This window comes from Candidatus Nitrospira neomarina (assembly GCF_032051675.1).
Classification (GTDB): Bacteria; Nitrospirota; Nitrospiria; order Nitrospirales; family UBA8639; genus Nitrospira_E; species Nitrospira_E neomarina.
Genome location: NZ_CP116968.1, coordinates 3,514,634 through 3,536,266 on the forward strand (window position 1 = coordinate 3,514,634; position 21,633 = coordinate 3,536,266).

A 21,633-nucleotide genomic window follows, 5' to 3' on the forward strand; every position below is an offset into this window, starting at 1 on the left:
AACCTCAATTGGATTGATTGATACCACGTATTTGAAATGGATCCAGACAACATTAAATTTGTTGTACTAAGAATGAGGGAAGTTCAATTGTCAACGTATTGACACAACACGAGGAGTCACAGGCTTTCAGCTGTGAAGGGATTGCCCCTGACCATAACACCCTTAATGTATATTGGCAGGTGAATTCGAGTTGTCAATGCAACGCTCTATAATTTCTCAGGCCCTTCCATGACTGGTGCTTTAAGAATTGGAGGTACACCTGTCCGGCGACCAGGACTGGTAATCCCGGAATTGGCGCTCATCAAAGTCCTTAAAGTTTGGCCTATATGTTTCCGATTTCCGGGAACTAATAGGGAAGGAACCAGTTGGTGGGATTGCCCCATTCTACTCATTTCTCTTTATGCCTCTCAAAATTTATGAGTCAAAGGAAAGATAGTTAGAAACATAATTTCCTTTCAGGCCATATGAGTTAAAACGAGGCATTTGTGTGAGCTAGAAAATCATTCTAAGTCTAAAGGGAAACCATTTTTACAACAGGCAATTTAAGAATCTGTCACTGCTCAGGCGGTTTTCTTTTGTCAGAAGGAATTCCCAATTTTTCAGACATTTCACCCCTTTGGGGGGTTGGCCAGTGGGAGGAACACTTATTGTTAGCATAGCAGCCACGTTAGCCTTTTTTGTCCAGGTTGTTTGCGGTGTCTTCCTCTTGGGACTGACCCTCTATTATGTATTTCTGATCGCATTGTATAGACAAAATCACGGCTTGGACCCTGCACCCCTCTGTCGTTTTGAAGAGAGCGCACTCCCATGTGTCACGATACAGCTTCCAATTCGAAACGAAGGTCAACTGGCTGTGCGCGTCATCCGGCATGCGGTGGCACTGGATTATCCAAGTGACCGACTTGAAATCCAAGTCCTTGACGATTCCGATGATGAAACATCAACAATTATTCAACGGGAGGTGGACCGCTTGCGTCAGCAGCAGGCAGGGCTGGATATCAATGTGATCAGACGAACAACACGGGAAGGATTCAAGGCCGGTAATCTCAAGAACGGCTTTCCTATGGCAAAAGGAGAAATGTTGGCCATATTTGATGCCGATTTTCTCATACCGACAGATTTTCTTCGGCGAACCGTTCATTTTTTCACGGACCCCCTGGTCGGTATTGTCCAAGCCCGATGGTCTTACATGAATCGAGGAACGTCCTGTTTCACGGAATTTCAAGCCACAAAACTGGACACACACCAGATGTTCGAGCAGGCCGCACGGGCTCGCGCCGGGCTATGGATTCATTTCCACGGAAGCGCAGGGATCATTCGCAAATCAGCGGTTGAGGACGCAGGTGGGTGGAATTGTCTATCCGAAGTCGAAGATGTCGAGTTCAGTATCCGCGCCAATATCAAGAAGTGGAAGCTTGTTTACCTTGACCAGTTCAAGGTGCCATCAGAGGTTCCGGAAACCCTCACCGGATTCCTGGTTCAACAGATGCGGTGGAAGAGAGGATGGATACGAGTCCTAAAATATTATGCCGGGGACATCTGGAAAAGTGATTTTCCTCTTGCGATTCGTCTCGATCTTTTGGTGCGCCTGTTCGGTAGTTTTGGGCCAGCACTCTCTCTGCCCTTCACCTTAGGTGCACTCCCGGCATTCCTGATAAGTGCTCGGTATGGTCTTCAATGGTTCGTTTATTTGGAATTCTCACTGCTGCTCATTTGCTCTCTTTGTATACGATTGGCTGAAGGACACTATGTGACAGGGAACATCGATTCGGAATTTCCGGTGCGGAAATTCCGACTCTCTTCCCTTATCCCAATTGGGTTTGTTGTGAATCTCGGAATGATGTGGGTCCAAACCCAGAGCACTCTTGAAGGTCTCGGAAATGTCCAGAGTTGGGACGTCACACCAAAATCCCATAAACATCTGGTTCAACAAAAAGTTCCCCTGCCTGGCTATATTGTCGGAACAGTCCTCATGTGTATATATGCAACGGCGTTTTCTGTTTGGTCCTTTTGGACGGGGCACTTCCTGGCAAGTGGATTCTATATGCTGACAATGGTGGGAGCCGGCTGGATAACCATGTCATTCTTGCTTGAACGGGTCTCATCCAAGAGATCGCTCTCCGAATCTTTCCTGGAGGTGAAGCCTCGTAACTATAAAAGCGCTATGCATACAGATTGAACCTGCGACCAAATTCGCAAGAAAGACCTAATCGTTCCAATCGATCCCTTGCTGCACAATTTTTGTGGATGGAGTTAAAGAAATTGCTTTAGAAGTCATGCAACACACTACGCACCTTGCGATGGAAGCGATTACGAACGGGATCGGGATCAGACAAGACGAAAGGTAAATAGTTTCAGCATTGCGGCCACCAATCCGAAATTGTACCAGGGAAGTAATGCTTCGCGCTTTAGATAAGATCTCTAGTATGGATTCAATGTGGTTCCGGCACCGGCGGGCCCCCCGAACTCTTCGACCTCAATCCGGTCCCTTCCGTATCAAAAAGATGGGAGATTCCATTTTCGAGTCTAGAAAAAGAATTAACGTGCCCTCAATTCTTCCCCAGCGTAATCAAGGAGGGGTAGTTCTAGTTCAGGAGAATTAGGAGGCCGTACCAATAATGCCAGCTGATGAAATGGAAGAAGCGTTTTTTTGGGTGGTTTTTCGGCATGTCGTTCTTTTCTCGGGGCTATTGCGGGACTTAGTCTGTTTTTAAATAGGCCTTTCCGTGATTAAATTGGTCACGATTGGTAAATATCCAGAAGGAAAATCCGCTGTGACTCAAGAAATTATCACCTACAGGTGGGTCTCCTTACCTTCTTTTTGGAATAATGATGCTAACAGGATTTGGCGCTAAGGAACGCTTGGGGAAGGTGGCCTCGGTACCGGTTACCCCATGACAGTCTGAATCTATTGCCTGTTAAGCCGTCGCATAGGCTGGTTTTCCTGCATCTCTCTGGGTCATGCTTCGCATGCGTATCATTCCAATGATTTCTTTGAGTGTTTTACCGGCCACTTCATTAGAGACCTGACAGGTGCCCGCATTCCGGTGCCCCCCGCCGCCATACGCCAGGCAGAGTTCTCCGATATTGACCGTTGAACTCCGGTTGACGATCGACGCTCCAATGGCGAACACGGTGTTTTGTTGTTTCAACCCCCACATCACATGGATGGACAGATTGCAGTCCGGATACAGGGCATAAATCATAAACCGGTTGACGGCATAGATCGTCTCCTCATCCCGCAAGTCCAGCACGACCAGATTATTATGGACGGTCGAGCATCGTTGGATTTGTTCCTTCGCCAACTCGGCATGTTTATGGAAGAGCTGCACCCGCTCTTGCACGTCCGGCAGGGCAATGATTTCATTGATACTGAGGCTGATACATTTTTCGATGAGTTCCATCATCAACTGGTAATTGGAAATACGAAATTCCTTAAAGCGTCCAAGTCCGGTACGCGCATCCATAATGAAATTCATCAAAGCCCAGCCGGTCGGGTTGAGGATTTCGTTGATATCGTATTTGGCCGAATCGCCTTTATCGACTGCGGCCATCATCTCATTCCATGCGGCCGGAAATGTCTTTTCACCACCGTAATACCGATAAACCACCCGCGAAGCCGATGGAGCCTTCGGATCGATGATATGGTTACTCCGTTCACCCTTATTTCGAATAGTTTCACTCAGATGATGATCAAACGCGAGATGGACGCCCTCAACATACGGAAGATTGGTGGTGATATCCTTGGCGGAGATCGCCACTTTGCCATCCTGCATATCCTTTGGATGGACAAATTTGATGTCCTCAATAATTCCCACCTTCTTCAGCAGAACCGCACAGACCAGTCCGTCAAAATCACTGCGGGTCACTAATCGAAATTTTTCAGTAGCCATAAGATTTGATCCTCAAAGGGAAGCAAGGTGGATAAGGAAATGCCGCGAGCGTGTTCATAAATGACGATGGTTTAAGCATGGCGTCCTTAGGCTGAACGGCCAAGGCCTACTCATATTTTCGGCCAAAAGGTTCAGATCTTAAGGAAATATGACTTTCGTGTTTGACTTTTTCGCCAGAAATAGGAAGCCCGTCGCTCTTTTTCTCGCATTTAGAGGAGTCGATGCCCTTGCCCCAAATCCAGTTGTTGTCCCAGATCAACCAGGTTCGCGATCTCTATATACAGGCGATGAAATTCGGTGACGCAGGCGAACGCATGGATTTCATTTATTTCTTTGAAGAATGGCCTGATAGAACCTACCTGGACGTTGTCCATTGTTGGCATGGTCCAGGCCATGGCCCTTTTTCCCCCACACAAAAACCGTACAAAAGAGTTCTGGATGACACCGGTCATATGAGACTTTATCCTGATAGGATCCTGCTGCTATAGGTAAAGGGCACTCCAATCGTCAGACACATATCTTTACATGACAGAACACATCAGCAGATGTACGTTCCTCTCAATCCGGTCATCCGAGAGATGGGGGAGCATCAAATAGAGCTAGCCCGATCGAAAACAACTGAAGACGGAGAACGGTTAGACCATGATAGCGATTACCTGGTGGATGGGCATGATCACATTGGTGACATACTTGATCACGATGACTCAGGCCCTTGCAGAGGAACCTGAGCGTCTGCCCCGAAAAAAGGAACTGTCGCAGAATGTTGCGGCCCAGCTACCGAAAGCCCGGTCGCCACAATGGCACTACGGCGGGTTTGTGGATCTTGGATATTCACATGACTTTAATTTTCCCGACAATCACCTCTTTCGCAATCGCGGTACCACGCCCCGAGTCAACGAGCTCGAACTCAACATGGGCGGTGCCTATATTAGGAAGAGTGCGTCCGAGCAGTCCCGATGGGGTGCAGAGCTATTGGGGCAGGGCGGACAGGATTCCAAAGATTTCGGGTTCGGGACCAACCTTCCTCATGTTCCCGGGTCCGATGTCTGGCGTCACTTCGGTCGCGCGAATCTCTCCTACCTGGCTCCGGTCGGCAACGGCTTGACGATTCAGGCCGGACTCTTTAACAGCCTCATCGGTTATGAATCCCTGTACGCCAAGGATAATTTTAACTATACGCGCTCCTGGGTAGCCGATTATTCACCGTACCTCATGTTCGGGGCGAATGCGGTCTATCCGTTCAACGACCGGTGGACCGGTGCGGTCTTCGTCATCAATGAATATTTCCATCTACAAAACGCCAACGATCTGCCGAGTTATGGAGCCCAGGCGACATACACACCCAATCGCTCCTGGACGATAAAAGAAACCATCTACTATGGGCCTGATCAATCGAACACGTCACTGGAATTCTGGCGATTCTTTTCAGACACCATCGTTGAATGGAAAGGCAAACAGGTCACCATTGCGGGCCAGTACCAGATGGGAACCCAAAAAAATGCCTCGGTTCCTGGCAATCCCCGATTAATTTATATGGGAGCAGCGCTCCATACGCGCTGGCACATCACCAAACCATGGTTTGTCGCGCTTCGACCGGAGCTCTATTCGGACCCGAATGGTCTTATAACCGGCTTTGAACAATTCATCTGGGCGGTCACCGCCACTTCGGAATACCGGCTTCCCTATGAATGGACCAATTCCATCTTCCGGATCGAATACCGCCATGACAACTCTACGGGTTCCGGTGGCGGGTTTTTCAAGGGTGAGCAAAACACTCTGACGCCTTCCCAGAACTTATTGATATTCTCGGTCATTTGGACCTTCGACTCCCCCTGACAGGGAATTCCAAGCTGAGCCTGGATGAAGATGAGGATGCGAAATTTCCCGGCAAGAACAGGTTCACAAAAGACACCTTGACTGAAATGGCGTCACAGGGATCATGGCAGGAAACCCACATGGAAACGATCACGGTTTTTTCCCTTCAGGTGATAGGATAGAAGGAAAACGGAAAACTGGTTATTGTGGAAATTTCTCATAGACAACTGTCCACGATGTAACCACTTGTCGATCTCCCTCCAGCTGTTGACTGATTTTCATTTCTCCTAAGAATTCAAGCGTTTAAACTCAGAAGGGTTGGGAAAGGGTTCTCCCGCCGATTGGCATCATGATTGCTCCTTTACCTCACCAAGGCAAAAGAAAATTATTTACACATCCAATCAAGTGAGGCACTGACATGACATGGTCCTTGGTTATAACCATTAGTCTCACCATTGTGATCACGTTACTCGCCATGGGTTGGATTTGGGCGGAGAACAAACCCCCAACTCGAACTAAAGCGAGGACCAAAGCGTCAAATGATTACTTCCAAAATGAAGGAATAGAAGAAGAATAAACAATGGAAGTAGCGAGACTTCAAGGTTATCCATATGTTCCCTGATGGGGCAATTAGTTTCCTGAATCTCATACAAGGTTTCGATCAACTCGTCGGGGTCGGACCTGTTGAGGGATGTGTTGGAAATACCTATTATGGACCTTACCGTCCGGACAGATTGCAAACATTCCAGGTTCTGGAAAAGGTGTATCCGTTCCTTCGGGAGATCGCGGGCGAGAGATTTACACCCCAAGTATCCGATTCCATCACAGATGATCACCGGAGAATTAGAATCAAACTTTTATCGCCTAGCCAGGATACGGAACGAAAGATTCTGGATGTCAAATTTGAATAAAGGCTCAATGGCCCATACCAGGATGCGTATGGACCATCATGCACAATTTAATATTAGTAATCCGGCTTCCCCATGAAAGCCTGAAAGATCCCCGTTAACGTCCTTACGGAGATTTTGCCTGCTCAGCATGAGCCTTCGCCATCTTTTCCGCAACTTCCGCAGCTTTATTGTAATGGTCCCTTAAATTCTTGGCATGTTCCACAAGGCTTGATTCATGCCCTTCTTTGGGGGTCCCCAAGAACTCATATTCTTTTTCAATTTGGCGCATTTCTTCTGCCCTCTCATGAAGATCACTCGCTTCTTTCTGGTACCAATCCGCTAAACGCGCATGGTCATTTTGTTTCACCATATTGCTTGGCGGACTGAATGCGCACCCGACCATCAGGGCCATCATTGTGGTCGCAAGCACCAATTTCCAGTTTCCTTGAATGTTCATACCCTCCTCCTGTGTGATGAATGATTATTGGTTATCCATCTACTTTTCCTATGCCATCATCTGGTAAGGAATGGGTTGTCAAAAAAGAATCTCAACGGTCTACCTCAAGATCGGCATGCTACTTTAGGATATCTCCAAAAAGCATTCACAATACTTCGCTAGAAAAAGGTCTATCGGAATCCTCTCCGATTTCCTTCCTGAAATAAAAACCAATCGGCGGGAGAATGAACTATTTTTACAGAGACCTCGCTATCCCCCGCTCTCACAAATTTCAGTATGGCCTTCGTGGGTTTGCTTAGAGAGATCCGCGCAGACATTCACAGCCTCTTTTGATATCTCGGTGAAAGATTTGATATCCGAATCTCACCTCATATTGCACATCTTTAACCAACTTCATATACACATCGCAATGCTAAAAATGGATGACTATCTTTTCACCCTATTCGGCATGACAGAATGTGCCTTTTTTATGGGATATGGCCCGGCTTGGCCGCTTCAGGGTGCAATGTTGGTAGAGCCCGGCCATGCTTACTGCGGTATGGCCGGGAACGTGAATGCAGAAAAAATCCGATTAATCTGGATGGCTTCATCACACCTCAACCACCTGCTCCGCACCGGGCATGGCGGAAGCGCCTGCACGATGAATGATCCGGGTGGCGCCAAAGTGTTTGGCATGCCGAGCAGCCTCCGCCGCATCATCCTCTTGGCTGAGGAAGATATACCGAATTCCACCTTTCTCTTCAATCGCCTGAACCAGGTGTTTGAGGAAACGCAAAAAAAATCGACGAACCCGGTTTCTTGGAGATGTTGGATGAAATAGCAATTGGCGCCAAACGATTTTCCGAATGGAAACCTACATACTACGCATTGTTTTCAACAAGGATCGGGAAAGAGCCTTGCGCCTCTGAGAAGATCGCAGGATTCTTTATCCCAGTGACCATTGACTCCACGGGATAGGCTATTAACGCTTGATAGGCGAAAAATTCTTCTTCTTGAGATCCCGGTTGGTGACATACTGTCGAACACTCACCGGCCTCCACAAACGTGGCCCCTGCCAATCGTCGGCAAGTATCACAATCGATCCGGGTGGAATCGACAAACAATTGCCCTCGACATTCCCCTTTAAACGTTTGGATAGGTTAGCCATCATTCGTTCTCTTATTGTTTTAAAATACCGCCCAGAAAGGTGCCAATGCCATTTTACATTACATAAGAATGATGTTGAATTTAAAATGGAAGTTTAAGGAGATGGACCAATGTGACCTGAAGACCCTGTTAAGTTTGTGACTTGCCTTTTGGGAGACCAAAAACTGAAAAAATGCCTTCCGAAGACAATTTCGCTCCAGAATTCAGATAGGTAGAATATCTCTTTTTTGATGGATGCGCTCACGTGCACATCCACCCAAAAACTTAAAACAATCTTTTATTGGCTAGAGATCATACAATCTACACCACCTATTCACATTTACCCTGGAGGGGCTTATGCAAAAGATTGCCGCCATTTTCGCGATAGCAGCTCTGATAACCGGGCTGAGCGGATGCAGTTATGTTTTCTATCCGCGTGCGGATGAATTTGCCCAAAAAGCGAAAGGGACCACCAGTCTCGAAACCGTACTGAACCTGACCGCTATGATGGAAGCCAGTGCGGAAGCCGCGAAGGGGGGAACAGGGTCCGATCAGCCATTGGACGACCTGCACAATCAATTCCATGCCTTCGACAATTCATTGTGTTGTGTGGACGAGGCCAAACGGGAAACACCGGCCTACGCTCTCGCGGTGACCCATAATAAGGAATTGTGGGCCATTTTTAAACGGCTATGGAAGTTCAAGGATACGCAACCTCAACGGGATGAACACCTCGCCTTATTTAAGACCGAGGTTCAAGAACTCCGTGCAACCCTTGAGGTATTGAAATAATCGGAAGGCGTGGATTGACCCAACTGGCCTGAATCGAATTTGGGCGAGAGAGGTGCCTAAGGGGACACAGACTTTTGGGCAGGGATTTCTTATGAAGTTCCTTACGAATAGCGGGAATAACTCGTCGTCTGCCTGGGCCGAGCTTTGAGAATGACTCCGATTAACAGGCCGATGAGTACCAGAGCGCCCCCATACAATAGCCATTTAAGTTGTAAGTTTTCTTCGAGCTGCCTGGCTTTGGCGGATAGCTCTTCAACCTGGCCAGCTAAGAGGGTATTCTGCTGAACAAGTTCGATGTTACGGGCATGCTCGTTGATGGAATCGCCCGATATACGTTTCAGTTCCGCGAGTTCTTTCGAGAGGGATTGCACCTGCGAATTGAGTGTCCGGTTGTTGGCGTCGGTTTCTTTGTGCTCAGCCTGGATGCTCGCACGCGCCTCGCGCTCTTTTTCGATTTCAGCTTTAAGAGCTTGTAGGCGCTTTTCGGCTGCAGCCAGCTTGACCCGGGCAATGGGTTCCCCGATAAGGTACTGAGACGTTACCCAGCCCTCCATCCCATCGGTGGTCCGGACCTGGGTGAACCCGGCCTCCTCGTCTATCGCAAGAATGGTCAGTTGGGTCCCGCTTGGTAGGCCACGGTGTAGGATGCGATGGGCCGTAGTGGGCCCACTGCGTAGCGGCACCGTTACTATGTCGGAGATGTAATTCACGTCTCCGACCGCAGCCAAGGGCTGTGTGGTCAATCCCAACCATGAGAACGATAAAAAGACGAGATAGATTAAAAATTTCAAAGCGTTCAACCTCCTCATGGTATTGCACATTTCGAGAAAGGAGTTCTTTCGGCGAAAGGTAAAGTGTCGTACTCACTGGGAATAGGAAATGTATAGGCCTTGGGGGACCAAGCCGATAAGTAGCAAAGGAGCCGTAATGTGTCAATGACACCAAAAAATCGGCTCATGAAAAAGGAGGCTTTAAAAGATTAAATCCTGTCTTGACCCACCAGTTAATCCCCTTTTCCGTCCACGAACATAGAAGACCCGGACATGGTCACGCAAACGGGCCTAAAGAAGGTGGGTAAAACAAGGTAGGATGAAATGAAAACCATCACTACAGGCTTGATCTACGACTCAGGTGATCATATGACCACCACATATGAATGCGCTAACCGGGCTGACGTTCATACCCAAAAGGATCCTAGTTGAGCCAGAGGGGTTGGTCCACTCCTCCACGGTATGCGTCAGAACGATTCAATATGTAATTTTGGATGGAAATGGCTTTACGTCCCTTGGCCCAATGAAACGAAACCTCGGCTTCCGAACCGGAATACGGTTCTTCCAATAGCCAAAGTCAAATAATAACCCTTGACGAAAGGAAAAATGTCAGGCGAGTGAACTTTTTTATGGAACAGTACGGATGGATGGGATGTTCATTTTAGGTTGCTCTGTCATTTCTTTTGAAGCACAGGGTAACCAAACGAGTAAATCCATTTATCCGCCTCAACCGCATTTTTCTGGGCCAACTCTCTGGCCGGGGTGTGACACGGAAGACAATCTATTTTGTAATCCTTAGACACCGTATGTTGAGGATCGTCCGAATTAAAGAAGGACCAACCCCAACCATCACCCCATAGGCTGGATTCTTTAAACCGCCCGTTCGTATCCCTGACCAACACAAACCAGCCTTTGATGGTGGTCGCGTGACCGACTGCCGGCCCGGTGGTCATCGACATGGTGTCGGCGTGTAGGAGTTCTTTCACCAACACCGCTCCGTCGGGAAACCGGTTTTTCTCTTTGTAATACCTGATTGTATCCGGCTGGGTATACACGACGTGGTATTCCTGCAGACCGGGCGCACCTTCAACCTTGGCGTGGGCCCAGGTCCCAAGCGTGGGCCATTCCCGGTAATTTTCAGGAACATTGATGGCCCCAGTTTTGGGGTGAACATTAGGGGCAAAATATTTTTCTTCTTTCGTCATCGCCCATCCTGCCAAACTTCCCAATCCCAGAAAAAGGACCGTTCCTACGGTGATAAACTGTTTCATAGAATTCTCCTTACAAAAATTAGTAACTAAAAAACGGCTGAGGTCCGTCCCAAAAACCGTGACGGACCTCGGCCTAGTTTCTTTATAAATCCGACGGCGCTTTATCTTTGATTTCTTTCCAATTGGCCTCGGATTTTTTGAGATAGACCGGAATTTCCTTGGCCCATTTGTTTTGGATATCCCGATCCAGATTCAAATACAGTTTGCCCTGAACGATCTTCCACGCTTCAGGATCGGACACGAATTTCTTCCCGACCGCCACACCATAGGCACAATATCCACCATAGGCTGGCACATACTTCCCGGGGTCGGCCTCGAACATTTCTTTATGCTCTTTAGAAGCAAAGGCATAGGTCACTCCCTTGTGCTCGACTACGTGGTAACCGGAGCCCCTCATCGGTTTACCATCCGTAAAGTACGCAACCGGATCATAACCGCTGATTCCTGGAGTGCTATTGGTAACATCCCCCGCGAAAGCGGGTGTACCCGCGGTGGCCACGAACATGACGAACAGGGAACTTAAAATTGTCTTCATCATTTTCATGATGGATCTCCTTTTTAAAGATAGAATGGTTAATAAATCCAAGTATACCGATCTGTATCCTTTATGGAGCCTAGTCAGCTGAGTTCTTGTTTCGTTACACTTCTTTTTCAGTCGCGTTCACATTTCAGAAACCATTCATGTACTGGAATACAAAAAAGCCTGATAAGTCTCTTTCAGAGATATTTGTGTATCCACAAAAATTTCAAAAATATTGGTAGACCGGAAGGTCTAGTGAAATGACGGTAGAAAGCCCTCGACCCTCAAAGCGGGAGCAACTCATCCAGACAGCCGTGACCTTATTTGCGCAAAACGGGATTCACGCCACAGGGATCGATACCATTGTTGAACATTCCGGGGTGACAAAAAAAACCTTGTATGCCCACTTCCGCTCAAAGGAGGAATTGGTCCTCGCGGCATTGCGACACTATGACGGACAGTTTAGAAATTCGTTCATGCGGCAAGTGGAGACCAAGGCGCGCACTCCCAAAACTCGCCTGCTGGCCATTTTCGATGTGGCCGAAACCTGGTTCTCGCAACAGAGTTTTTATGGATGTCTGTTCATCAATGCCGTTGGTGAGCATTCCACCCCCGACACTTCACTGCGTTACGTCTGCAGGGATTTCAAGCGGATGATGACGGAGTTTATTCTCAAGCTCTGTATTCAGATGGGAGTGCGGAATCCTCAGCATTTAGCCGAAGAACTCTCGCTCTTATTGGAAGGCGCAATCGTGACCGCCCAAGTGTCGCAAAAACCTGATGCAGCCAAAATTGCCAAACGGATAGCAGCAGCGCTGATCGAAAAACAGAGACCACGTGAAACACCCCAAACATGAAATCATATTTCCAGGTGGATGATCGGAACTCCTAATTGATTTGATGATTGTCACTCGGCAAAGCTGATTTCTGACATATTCGACCCTTGGTCGTTGTGCATCGCTACGAGGCACCATATATCAGAAGGCATGAGCCTTAAAATCCGGGGAGGCTAACAGGAGGAGCTAAGATTTTTTCCTGCCCACTTGCATAATATTCAGAGGGCGGCTGAATGTGGCGAGAGGGTTTCAGGGGGAGGCCATCCTGGTTCTATTGGCTTTTCAGATGTTCCCATACAATAGAAACACAGGAATGGGCATCTTGTGTTCAGCGAAATCCCATACACGATGAGCGACCTATATTGATTGCATTTAGGCCTCATCACCCAGCCTCCAGGACCTTCTGGTATGAGAGAAGGTCCAGGTTACATTCAAGCAGAGATAATAAATGAAAATTTCCATAGCTGCCCCGTGGTAATGTCACGGGATAAATTTGGTAAACTCTGGGTGTTTTTGTTAGGTCATCCCCATACATAGTACTCAGTAGGTGCTAATAACAGCGTTGGCATCTTTCGCGGGTTTGCCCTCCACCCTCCAACATACATATTAATGCGTTTCTCGAATTGAATAGTCATTCTCTGGCGTTCATTCCATTGTTTCGAGGAACTTACCAGGATCGAACCAATGCATCGGAGCGTTGATCTATCAACCAAACCCAGGTTGCTTTCCAACTCCATAACAATATGCCAAGCCCCGAAACTGATTCCCTTCCACACCCAATCAGGAGAAATGATGGGATTTTAGTTTTGAAGAAAGTTTTTGTAAGGCATATGATCATTTATCACCTTCAATATCATCATGATGGACACTCGAGTCGGCCTTTTTTAACGGGTTCTATTAGATATCCAACCTCCCAATCATATACCAAAGGCCATACACCAGGTAAAATTGTATTTGCCAGAAGGTCTCCTTCTGGTTTACTTTGTAGAGTTTGTATATTCCCTCTTTATTTTAAAAAGTTGAGGATCTCCGCTTTACAAAAAGACCTCGATGAAGTTTTGTGAATCGTAAGCTATAGATATCTCGAAATCCCCTACACATGAGAGAGGAGCATTAAGGATGCCAGAAATCCAGCGGATCATATTGGGCCCATGGAAACTGTTAAAATCCCTGTTTGATACCCAAGAAGCGACAGCGCTGGCTTCCCATAAAAATGGTCGCGAGATAGACCTGGCTCGCACGATCCCATTTTTAGCCCTACATGTTGCCGTCCTGGCAGTTTTTTGGGTGGGCTGGAGTCCTATCGCGGTCGGGGTTGCGGTTTCCTTATATATTGTACGAATGTTCGCCATTACCGGCTTTTATCACCGCTACTTCTCCCACCGAACCTTTCGCACCTCACGAGTGATGCAGTTCCTGTTTGCCTGCCTTGGGGCCAGCGCGGCCCAACGAGGTCCTTTATGGTGGGCCGCTAATCATCGCCACCATCACGCCTATTCCGACAAACCGGCAGATGTCCATTCTCCTGTTATCCGCGGGCTCTGGTGGAGCCATGTAGGTTGGTTTTTAACCCATGACCAACTTGCAACAAAGTGGAACCGCATCAAAGATTTTGCGCGATATCCGGAATTACGATTTCTGAATCGTTTCGACACCCTTGTGCCAATCGGGCTGGCAGTCCTCCTGTTTCTCTTGGGGAAATGGCTGGGCAGTGCCTATCCGGATTTGGGAACAAGTGGATGGCAAATGCTGGTGTGGGGTTTCGTGATATCGACCGTTGTCCTCTGGCACGGAACCTTCACCATCAACTCACTTTCCCATCTTTTCGGTAGCCGACGCTATCCAACATCGGACCATAGCCGGAACAACTTCCTTCTGGCCATCATTACCCTAGGCGAAGGATGGCACAATAATCATCATCAATATTGCAGCTCCGCCCGACAAGGATTTCGATGGTGGGAAATCGATGTCACCTATTACCTGCTGGAAGGACTGCAACTTTTCGGGATCATTTGGGATATTCGACCCGTCCCCGCATGGGTACTGAATCACTCAAGTCTTGATCAGGAGGACGAGGAAACTGATTCAGCCGAGAAGATGGCGATGTAGATATACCATTGGTCCCGGGGATGAACACTTACGGTGTCCGGCCATTCACTCAGGCCTTTTTAAATTTACCCCTCCAGGCCTTCCCTTTCACACTCTCCCACATTTCACAAGCCAAGAACTCGTCATGATCATGAGGGATGCACCCACTTGGAAGGGTGATGTATGATAAGGCTAATGGCTGCTGACGCCCTGTGAGGTACGAATATGTTTCGCGCTCGGATGACGATAGTCTTCGTAACCGCTCTCACCCTTCTGCTTGGATATCAAACGTCCTGGCCCTTTTCCATACTTGAACCGAAAGAATTCACAGTTCACCAGTCAGGTGACCATATTTCGGTCGCCTTGGATTTAGAGGGTCTCCCCGGAGTCACCAAGGTGAACTACTACTGGTATGGTGAATTTGACGATATGCTGCGAGAATTTGTCGAAGAAAAATTAGCTCTTGTCGCCACGGCAAAAAATAATCCTCCCTTTGGCGGAAAGATTCTGATACCCAAGGAAATGATGGGCGCCTATCGGCTTCTGGCTGTGGCCGAACAGGGTGGAAGACAATCCCAACATGAATCTTTAGCCATCTTCGATGAAATCCTGATTCAAATCGTGCCGGACGCTGAACTCCTGGAAATTGACTTTCAAACGGACAAGCCCCTGAAATTGGGACGAGCCAGCGGAACTCGTGTATATGACCAAATAGACTTTCTCGGAAAAACGTTTGAATTACCAGTGATTGGGCGATTCTCAGATGGAATCTCCCGTTCCCTTCGTGCACAAAGCACAGGAACCACCTATCAGTCTGCTGACGAAAACATCATTTCGGTCAACCCAAATGGGGTGGTCCGGCTGGTAGGTAATGGGGAAACCGCGCTCACCGTAAAAAATCGCAATCAAGAGGCCACCCTCGGTATTCTGGTTGAGGTTAACGATGAACCGAATCAGCCACCGGTTTCGGATCCCGGCAAAACGCAAACGGTCCTTTCGGGAACACGAGTCACCTTGAATGGCTTAAGGAGTTATGATCCCGACGGCGGCTCCCTCCAGTACCACTGGGAACAAGTACGAGGAAGTAAAGTCCCTTTGCTTGACCCGTATTCCGCACAAGCCAAATTTTTGGCCCCGTTTGTAGTCGAAGAACGTTTTTTCCGCTTCACCCTCAGAGTTACGGACATTAAAGGTGCCGACAGTCAACCTGCCTTTGTCGACGTCATGATTACGCCCTAGCGGGAGGCACCTCATGAAACGTGCAGCGAGTCAGAAGCCAAACGTAATCACTCCTTTCCCTTATTACCCCTGAATCCACTCAATAGTGGTGCGATCTTACCCAACTTCCCAATTCCGCCAAAATCTCCTTTTCTGGTCGAAGTTACTACAGGCGGGAGGGGATCGAGCCAGTGATGATTTTTTTAAACTGCAGTACCAAGCTCACTTGGAACAGATTCCCAGGTTCATCTGGCATATGCGGACAACATAGGAATCATGCAGTTTTGGTTTCCAATTATCAAAAAAGCAGGAGAGCCGCTCAAATGTCGGAGCAATAATCTCTTAAGAAACCGTGAAAAAATGCCCATCGATGACAAAGGTCAAAAAATATTGAGCTTTACATCCCACATAGAAGATAGGCCCAGGAACACGTATACCTCGTAGTCGCCTTGGATCATCATCAAAAGAAACAAAAAATCGGAAGCAGACTAAATGCCATTCGCCATAGGTTAAACAATTTTACCCTATAAACGATAAGGCGAACCGAACGTGAACATCCATCCTGGTTCCGCTAATGTTTTACGGTTTCATCGCAGGAGCAAGGTGGTCGATTAAGGGAAATACGGAGTGCAGAAACCTTGAGTCCTCGCATAGACCTCCACAAGAGCATATGGGATGCATAGCAAATACGTGTATATGGCGAGAATCGAATCACAAAGGTAGGGGAACTGACTGCCATTTGAATACGAGGGAGTTTGCCCATGCTCATATTTAAAGCAAGCTGGTTGGAGGGTGTTTTGGTTGTATTGCTCCTGATGGCCCTCACCATGGTGAGTGCGTGCCTGGGAAAGTTTGAAACGAAACCTACATTAACCCAACCGTGTCGCCTGGATTGGCAACAGCAAGCGGGTCTCTCCGAAATCGATCTTCCTGATTCAACTGGGAGCCATGGTCTTCCGGTCTTGGTATTTAATATTCATGACCGCCTTCTTTCCGACTCATTCTTCTCGAGTGAGGCCCATACGGAAGAAGAGATCGCATGCATTGGGGATCTAGCCTCCAAGTTCGATCTTGTGCTGTTTCAAGAAGCCTTTGTCCGGCCGGCACAACTCGCCCAATACACCAAACATGCCTGGTCAAATCACCCATTGTTCAGCGAAGGCGGGGGTGGCGACTGGTGGCCTCTTCGAGCCATATGCCACATTTGTTTGAGCCCCGGACTCCTGATGCTCGCTCGTGAACACCCTCAGTCTGTCTATTCAGAACCCTATGAGGCCTTTGCAGGCTGGAATACCGATCTGAATAAAGCCGATGATTTCTTTTCGAAGGGTTTTCAGCTTGTTCAATTCCCAACGTTTTGGGTATTGAATAGTCACATGGACGCCGGTCGCGGAGAAGCCAGCATTAGGGCCAGAGCTCTACAGTTTAGACAGCTTACTGCAAGCATTAGGCATTTCATTTCTCCTGATGCACCGTTGTTTGTCGGAATGGATGCGAATCTTCGACCAGACCAAGAGGAACGCGATGTAGAAATTTTGGAAGAATTTCTTAAGTCGAATAGGCTAACCCTTGTGCACCAAAGCGGGCCGGATTTGATTGCCGTCAGAGGAATCCGCACAAACCACTCCCAATCCCTCCCTTTCAAAGGCATCCTTAGCGATCACAACGCTCTGTCCGTCATTATATACCCACCATTCAGATTAGAGTCACCAGACTAATCAGGCTCCTCGAGCTACGCATGATAATGGGATGCAGAGCGCCAAAAAATTAGCAGAAAAACTCGCTCTCTCATTGGAAGGACCAATGGTTTGTCCCATTGTCTGAAGATTCTGAAACGCCAACATTGTTAAATGGGACGCAGAACAACGACTCAATTGCAAAATTATATTTTTGTGTTGATGTAGACTTTTATTCCAGGATCGTGATCCTTCCCGAGGGAATCGAACATTTTTTCATCCAGGCTGATGAAACTCGTATCGTTCTGAAGATTTTTATCCGCCAAAGTTCCTCGATCAACGATGATGATTTTGGCAAGAGACGATTCCACCTCTTCGACAGTTTGAGACCTTTCCGACCTTCCATGCCAGGGCACTTGCATCAGAAAGGCGGTATAGGAATCGATATTTTCCAACCCGCTCGTCGAAGCAATTGGGCCGCTGATATGGAGGGCGTTCAATTTTTCTTTCAGGATTTTGGCTGCCTGGTAACTGGGTCTCTCGGGGAAAAAAGTTTGGTTGGCAAGGGGAAAGAGAAAAGATATTGAAACAAGGGCCAATGCCATGAAATGAAGAATTTTCGCCTGACCGGACCAACTCTTGGCCAGGTGCCCCACATAGCCTAAACTCGTGCCAAGGAGAAACGGGTAGACTGAATAATAATATCGCTTTTCTCCTGCATAACCCGGCAAAAAAATCACCACAAGACACCCAATGAGTATCGCTGACCATCGCCAGCGATCCGACCGTATATTCTGTCTCCATGGAGCATGAAACAAAAATCCGAATATGACCGAAACCAGACCAATGCCAAGCCAATCAAAGTCCTTCAGCAGACGTATAGTTTTCATCACATTACTATGGACGATCCGCAATTGATGACGAAAATTCTCTATACTTTCAATCGGGGACCAGTGTGAATACTTTTTCGATATGGGATCCTCCCAGGACGAAACTCGGCCCTGTTCCGGAATAAGAAAGTCAGAAAAAGTGGGATGTCCTCGTCCAACACCAGGCGGCCCCATAACGGCATGACTAATTCCTGCACTTGTCGAAAACGTCGGTCTTTCATATTTGAGGGACAGTACCAAAATCCAAGGCCCGGCAATAAGAATTAACCCGAGAAAGGTAATCGCGGCGCTACGTAGAGCCCGTATCGGGCTGGTCTGCTGACAAACGGTCCATAACACCCCTACCGCCACAATCAGAATAAATGCAAATGGCAACCCAGGCGCTTTCGCTAAATACGCAGCTCCGAATAATAGCCCGGCAGAAAATTGGACGGAGGGCTTATCGCACCAATCATGATGCAAAGTTCGGCTTATGGCTAGACAAAGCATTCCACTCATCAGGAGGTCGGGAGTGATGCCTAGAACCGCCCAGTGGACACTAAAAAAGGCAACGATCCCGAGAGCCACAAAGACCGCGGAGGACCCGATCCCCAAAATCCGGAAGATCGCCATACAGCCCGCAAGGTACACGATCGCCGTTAGTGCCATGGCCATCTGCGCAGCGGATAACGGTTCTTCCACAAAACCAAGCAACGGGACCATGATCCAACTCAACATGGGCCCCCAATAACCGGAAACCGCTAAATCGAACTGTCCAGATGCATAATATTGGGCAATTCTGATATAGGAAATCCCATCGGTACTAATCCAATCCTGATTGACCCAACCAGCCCAAATCAGCAACCCAATCTGAAGAACAAAGAAGCCGAAACTGACCATGGAGATGTCCCGCCGACTCATCTCACCCATTAGACATAACCATTTCCAGTAAGATTCCCTGGCAAACAACCAGCTCCCAAACGAGCCCTTCCTCCAATTTTTACTTCAAATAATAAGGTTCGTAATTTCGCATTTTGTAATCTCATCATTTTTATTTCCCCGTCACACTCATTCATAACCAGCACTCCGGCTCCTTCCCAACGCCGCGAGATCCATCCCGAAAAGTCCTAATGTTCAAAGGTCGTGATTTCCTCATGCTTGAATCTCAACATTCAAAACCCTTCACAATTTCGTCAGGTATTGGGGACAGAGTCCTCCCAGCGGTCGGCAAGATTCCGCATAGTGAAAAGATCACCCCATGCATGCCAGCATACTTTTCTCGGGGAGGCATTTCACGCTTTAACGGTTTCAATGTCCCCAAACGCAAGGCAGGGTCACGCGGGTCATGAAGTTTTTATTATTTCTTCGGAAATCCTGCATAAGACTGAAGGAATGTTTGGTGGCTTCTGGTACATGGCCTCACGAAAGCACATACAAAAACTAACGCCTCAGATATCCTTGACTCAGTTTTTTAGTCAGATAGGGGTGATTTACTTTTCACCAATAGTCCAAAGAGGTGGAATGAGGGCCGGATTAACATTAAACAACTCATACAAAAAAGGGATCTCAGAAAACATAAGCAGGAGAAAGAGCATCGTGCTCAATCCAACATAAAGAACAAACCCACCTTCCTTGTATAATTTTTCGGGATTTTGAACGGGACTATCCTCCAGCAAACCAACTTTAAGATAATACGTCAAAAACCCGGCACCTATAGGGACAAAAAGAATTAACTCCATATGATATCGGACAAGAAATATTCCAGACACAAAGGAACAGGCCATCGCATAGAAAAACATACTGAGCAATAGACGGTTTTCTGTGTAATATCCGAACGACTTACGATACCCACGTGCACGTATCGGATCACCGATACGTCGATACTCGGCAAATCGCTTAGTAGCCATGAAAAATGCGCCGACCATCCAGTATGCCAACACCAGGGAAAGTGGGGGGATGCTATTGGTTACAAGTGCAAACCACCCAAGCAACAACCGAATCGGATTATTCAGCGCCTCAGAAAGTACATCTAAATAAGGTAGTTCTTTCGTCCGTATCGGCGGAATATTGTAAATGAGGCCGCTCCCCAAAAAAATGAGGGCTGTGGTTCCAAAATATGCGTTAAGGGAAAATGCAAGTACGATCCCTGAAGTCCCCAATAAAAACCACTCCACCCAGGCCCAATTAGCTTTGACCTTCCCGGAAGGTACGGGACGGTCCTTTTTCACTGGGTGGAGACGGTCATAGGGCGCATCAAGAAGCTCGTTTACCACATAATTGCTTGAGGCAATTAAACAGGTAGCTACAACAGCCAGAAGCAAAGGGAGAAGACTATCCCAGACAAAGAGTTCCGGTTCATAAAACAAGGCCAGCACGATGCCCAGAATCATAAAGACATTTTTAAACCAGTGGTCGATCCTAGCGATCTGGACATAAGGCCAGAGTACCCGAAAAAAGTTAGATGGTTGAGTGGATAACATCGCAAAGACCTCTGAAATTAGTAATCGAACGATATTCTGTTTTTGCACTCGCGTCCAACTCACGAGGCACTCTGCGGGAAAATATGACGTAAGGCATTCCGGCAGCTTTGGCACCACACGCATCGACGTCATACCGATCACCGACATACAACACCTCCGGGGGATCAAGATTCCAGAGGTGACACGCATAGAGAAACCCTTTGGGGTTAGGTTTAAACGCGTTAATTTCAGGATCCGTGGCGCATAGTTCCACCGTTAACGGAGCATGAATCCCTAGCCCTTGCAATTTTTCTCTTACAGGGTAATCAGAAAAGACTCCCGTACGCAGGCCCCTATCAGCCGCTAATTGAAAAAATTCTTTCATGGCACGACGCCGACAAATCCTAAGATATTTCAAAGGGCGACGGAACATCCATTCCCTCACCACTATTTCCACTTCACTGGGGGTCACACCGACTCGTTCGGCAACAAAAGAATATTGCAAATTCACCAAGGGGGTACTCGGATCTTTCATGGTTCGTAACGCTTCACGTCCTTCCCGAAAACATTTCAAAATTCGCCAGACACGCAAAGCCTTAGGAATAGAACCTAATACAAACGGAACGGTAGATAACTCAAAGGCCATCAAACCCCGTAGAGACTGCTGGTGATAGAGAGTTCCGTCAATATCGAGCAAAACAGCACGAATCGGATGAACCAGCTTCACGAAACAGTCTACTCTCCATAATCAGAAAAATGGTTATTGAAAAATTGACCCTCAGAAGCTCGTAAAAACGCTATATAGTGGGTAAATACTTATATTCATCAAGTTAAGGGATGATTGTTCAAAAAAACCATTCTTGTGGCCTAAAGAGTTCCTTGAGGCATACAAGCAAGAGTTGTTCCGTATTGAATCTAATCGGAAGCAAGAATCACTGTCTGTAAAAAAAAAGT

At 47.5% G+C, this 21,633-nt stretch carries 20 protein-coding genes; 8 read left to right on the forward strand and 12 right to left on the reverse strand.

All coding sequences use genetic code 11. The features are described 5' to 3' along the window. Positions 1-631: 631 nt before the first annotated feature. Positions 632-2,179, forward strand: a complete 1,548-nt coding sequence (locus tag PQG83_RS15100; protein WP_312742718.1) for a glycosyltransferase — start codon at positions 632-634, stop codon at positions 2,177-2,179. 739 nt (positions 2,180-2,918) lie between these two features. Here the strand turns inward: PQG83_RS15100 and PQG83_RS15105 are convergent. Together PQG83_RS15105 and PQG83_RS15110 are read right to left on the reverse strand one after the other, a co-directional pair. Further along, positions 2,919-3,893, reverse strand: coding sequence for an exopolyphosphatase (locus PQG83_RS15105; protein ID WP_312742721.1), 975 nt, complete (start codon positions 3,891-3,893; stop codon positions 2,919-2,921). Between the two features lie 209 nt (positions 3,894-4,102). Next, positions 4,103-4,288 carry a hypothetical protein gene (locus PQG83_RS15110; RefSeq protein WP_312742724.1) on the reverse strand — a complete coding sequence of 62 codons (186 nt, stop codon included), beginning with the start codon at positions 4,286-4,288 and terminating at the stop codon, positions 4,103-4,105. A gap of 247 nt (positions 4,289-4,535) precedes the next feature. On the opposite strand from PQG83_RS15110, the gene PQG83_RS15115 reads away from it, so the two are divergent. Further along, positions 4,536-5,729 carry an outer membrane beta-barrel protein gene (locus PQG83_RS15115; protein ID WP_312742727.1) on the forward strand — a complete coding sequence of 398 codons (1,194 nt, stop codon included), beginning with the start codon at positions 4,536-4,538 and terminating at the stop codon, positions 5,727-5,729. Between the two features lie 993 nt (positions 5,730-6,722). Here the strand turns inward: PQG83_RS15115 and PQG83_RS15120 are convergent. After that, complete coding sequence (locus tag PQG83_RS15120) at positions 6,723-7,055, reverse strand: hypothetical protein (protein ID WP_312742730.1); 333 nt, start codon at positions 7,053-7,055, stop codon at positions 6,723-6,725. A 418-nt stretch (positions 7,056-7,473) separates the two neighbouring features. On the opposite strand from PQG83_RS15120, the gene PQG83_RS15125 reads away from it, so the two are divergent. Continuing rightward, positions 7,474-7,875 (forward strand): hypothetical protein, encoded by a 402-nt coding sequence (locus PQG83_RS15125; protein ID WP_312742735.1) that lies wholly within the window; start codon positions 7,474-7,476, stop codon positions 7,873-7,875. Positions 7,876-7,915: 40 nt separating this feature from the next. Here the strand turns inward: PQG83_RS15125 and PQG83_RS21045 are convergent, their stop codons facing one another. Both PQG83_RS21045 and PQG83_RS15130 read right to left on the reverse strand, forming a co-directional pair. Then, the gene (locus tag PQG83_RS21045) at positions 7,916-8,095 is read right to left on the reverse strand and encodes a hypothetical protein (RefSeq protein WP_376753599.1); all 180 of its coding nucleotides are present in this window, start codon (positions 8,093-8,095) and stop codon (positions 7,916-7,918) included. Next, on the reverse strand, positions 8,017-8,205 hold the full coding sequence (locus tag PQG83_RS15130) for a hypothetical protein (RefSeq protein ID WP_312742738.1): 189 nt from the start codon (positions 8,203-8,205) through the stop codon (positions 8,017-8,019). The genes PQG83_RS21045 and PQG83_RS15130 overlap by 79 nt, the downstream gene beginning before the upstream one ends. 332 nt (positions 8,206-8,537) lie before the next feature. Between PQG83_RS15130 and PQG83_RS15135 the strand changes: the two genes are divergently transcribed. Beyond that, positions 8,538-8,972 (forward strand): hypothetical protein, encoded by a 435-nt coding sequence (locus PQG83_RS15135; protein ID WP_312742741.1) that lies wholly within the window; start codon positions 8,538-8,540, stop codon positions 8,970-8,972. Between the two features lie 101 nt (positions 8,973-9,073). Here PQG83_RS15135 and PQG83_RS15140 read toward each other — a convergent pair whose 3' ends face one another. The 3 genes from PQG83_RS15140 to PQG83_RS15150 all read right to left on the reverse strand — a co-directional run bounded on the left by PQG83_RS15140 (position 9,074) and on the right by PQG83_RS15150 (position 11,551). Next, positions 9,074-9,763, reverse strand: coding sequence for a TIGR04211 family SH3 domain-containing protein (locus PQG83_RS15140; RefSeq protein ID WP_312742744.1), 690 nt, complete (start codon positions 9,761-9,763; stop codon positions 9,074-9,076). Between the two features lie 653 nt (positions 9,764-10,416). Continuing rightward, positions 10,417-11,013 carry a cytochrome P460 family protein gene (locus PQG83_RS15145; protein WP_312742747.1) on the reverse strand — a complete coding sequence of 199 codons (597 nt, stop codon included), beginning with the start codon at positions 11,011-11,013 and terminating at the stop codon, positions 10,417-10,419. An 82-nt stretch (positions 11,014-11,095) separates the two neighbouring features. After that, positions 11,096-11,551, reverse strand: coding sequence for a YHS domain-containing (seleno)protein (locus tag PQG83_RS15150; RefSeq protein ID WP_312742749.1), 456 nt, complete (start codon positions 11,549-11,551; stop codon positions 11,096-11,098). Positions 11,552-11,793: 242 nt separating this feature from the next. On the opposite strand from PQG83_RS15150, the gene PQG83_RS15155 reads away from it, so the two are divergent. The 4 genes from PQG83_RS15155 (at position 11,794) to PQG83_RS15170 (ending at position 17,393) form a co-directional block, all read left to right on the forward strand. After that, positions 11,794-12,390, forward strand: coding sequence for a TetR/AcrR family transcriptional regulator (locus tag PQG83_RS15155; RefSeq protein WP_312742750.1), 597 nt, complete (start codon positions 11,794-11,796; stop codon positions 12,388-12,390). 1,098 nt (positions 12,391-13,488) lie between these two features. Next, positions 13,489-14,478, forward strand: a complete 990-nt coding sequence (locus PQG83_RS15160; RefSeq protein ID WP_312742753.1) for an acyl-CoA desaturase — start codon at positions 13,489-13,491, stop codon at positions 14,476-14,478. A gap of 204 nt (positions 14,479-14,682) precedes the next feature. Beyond that, positions 14,683-15,696, forward strand: a complete 1,014-nt coding sequence (locus PQG83_RS15165) for an Ig-like domain-containing protein (RefSeq protein ID WP_312742756.1) — start codon at positions 14,683-14,685, stop codon at positions 15,694-15,696. Between the two features lie 740 nt (positions 15,697-16,436). Then, positions 16,437-17,393 carry a hypothetical protein gene (locus PQG83_RS15170; RefSeq protein WP_312742759.1) on the forward strand — a complete coding sequence of 319 codons (957 nt, stop codon included), beginning with the start codon at positions 16,437-16,439 and terminating at the stop codon, positions 17,391-17,393. A 164-nt stretch (positions 17,394-17,557) separates the two neighbouring features. Here the strand turns inward: PQG83_RS15170 and PQG83_RS15175 are convergent, their stop codons facing one another. The 4 genes from PQG83_RS15175 to PQG83_RS15190 all read right to left on the reverse strand — a co-directional run bounded on the left by PQG83_RS15175 (position 17,558) and on the right by PQG83_RS15190 (position 21,406). Next, entirely contained in the window at positions 17,558-19,150 is a 1,593-nt protein-coding gene (locus PQG83_RS15175; protein WP_312742762.1) for a hypothetical protein, read from the reverse strand. Continuing rightward, complete coding sequence (locus PQG83_RS15180) at positions 19,150-19,296, reverse strand: hypothetical protein (protein WP_312742766.1); 147 nt, start codon at positions 19,294-19,296, stop codon at positions 19,150-19,152. The genes PQG83_RS15175 and PQG83_RS15180 overlap by 1 nt, the downstream gene beginning before the upstream one ends. A gap of 414 nt (positions 19,297-19,710) precedes the next feature. Further along, complete coding sequence (locus tag PQG83_RS15185) at positions 19,711-20,700, reverse strand: UbiA prenyltransferase family protein (RefSeq protein WP_312742769.1); 990 nt, start codon at positions 20,698-20,700, stop codon at positions 19,711-19,713. Further along, positions 20,678-21,406, reverse strand: a complete 729-nt coding sequence (locus tag PQG83_RS15190; protein WP_312742771.1) for an HAD family hydrolase — start codon at positions 21,404-21,406, stop codon at positions 20,678-20,680. The genes PQG83_RS15185 and PQG83_RS15190 overlap by 23 nt, the downstream gene beginning before the upstream one ends. Positions 21,407-21,633: the final 227 nt, after the last annotated feature.

Excerpts from the sequence above, each read along its gene's own strand:
- PQG83_RS15120 (WP_312742730.1), bottom strand. The coding sequence starts at position 7,055 with ATGAACATTCAAGGAAACTGGAAATTGGTGCTTGCGACCACAATGATG.
- PQG83_RS15175 (WP_312742762.1), bottom strand. The coding sequence starts at position 19,150 with ATGGGTGAGATGAGTCGGCGGGACATCTCCATGGTCAGTTTCGGCTTC.
- PQG83_RS15115 (WP_312742727.1), top strand. The coding sequence starts at position 4,536 with ATGATAGCGATTACCTGGTGGATGGGCATGATCACATTGGTGACATAC.
- PQG83_RS15160 (WP_312742753.1), top strand. The coding sequence starts at position 13,489 with ATGCCAGAAATCCAGCGGATCATATTGGGCCCATGGAAACTGTTAAAA.
- PQG83_RS15130 (WP_312742738.1), bottom strand. The coding sequence starts at position 8,205 with ATGATGGCTAACCTATCCAAACGTTTAAAGGGGAATGTCGAGGGCAAT.
- PQG83_RS15170 (WP_312742759.1), top strand. The coding sequence starts at position 16,437 with ATGCTCATATTTAAAGCAAGCTGGTTGGAGGGTGTTTTGGTTGTATTG.
- PQG83_RS15180 (WP_312742766.1), bottom strand. The coding sequence starts at position 19,296 with ATGAATGAGTGTGACGGGGAAATAAAAATGATGAGATTACAAAATGCG.
- PQG83_RS15165 (WP_312742756.1), top strand. The coding sequence starts at position 14,683 with ATGTTTCGCGCTCGGATGACGATAGTCTTCGTAACCGCTCTCACCCTT.
- PQG83_RS15150 (WP_312742749.1), bottom strand. The coding sequence starts at position 11,551 with ATGATGAAGACAATTTTAAGTTCCCTGTTCGTCATGTTCGTGGCCACC.
- PQG83_RS15145 (WP_312742747.1), bottom strand. The coding sequence starts at position 11,013 with ATGAAACAGTTTATCACCGTAGGAACGGTCCTTTTTCTGGGATTGGGA.
- PQG83_RS15155 (WP_312742750.1), top strand. The coding sequence starts at position 11,794 with ATGACGGTAGAAAGCCCTCGACCCTCAAAGCGGGAGCAACTCATCCAG.
- PQG83_RS15125 (WP_312742735.1), top strand. The coding sequence starts at position 7,474 with ATGGATGACTATCTTTTCACCCTATTCGGCATGACAGAATGTGCCTTT.
- PQG83_RS15185 (WP_312742769.1), bottom strand. The coding sequence starts at position 20,700 with ATGTTATCCACTCAACCATCTAACTTTTTTCGGGTACTCTGGCCTTAT.
- PQG83_RS15110 (WP_312742724.1), bottom strand. The coding sequence starts at position 4,288 with ATGGCCTGGACCATGCCAACAATGGACAACGTCCAGGTAGGTTCTATC.
- PQG83_RS15135 (WP_312742741.1), top strand. The coding sequence starts at position 8,538 with ATGCAAAAGATTGCCGCCATTTTCGCGATAGCAGCTCTGATAACCGGG.
- PQG83_RS15105 (WP_312742721.1), bottom strand. The coding sequence starts at position 3,893 with ATGGCTACTGAAAAATTTCGATTAGTGACCCGCAGTGATTTTGACGGA.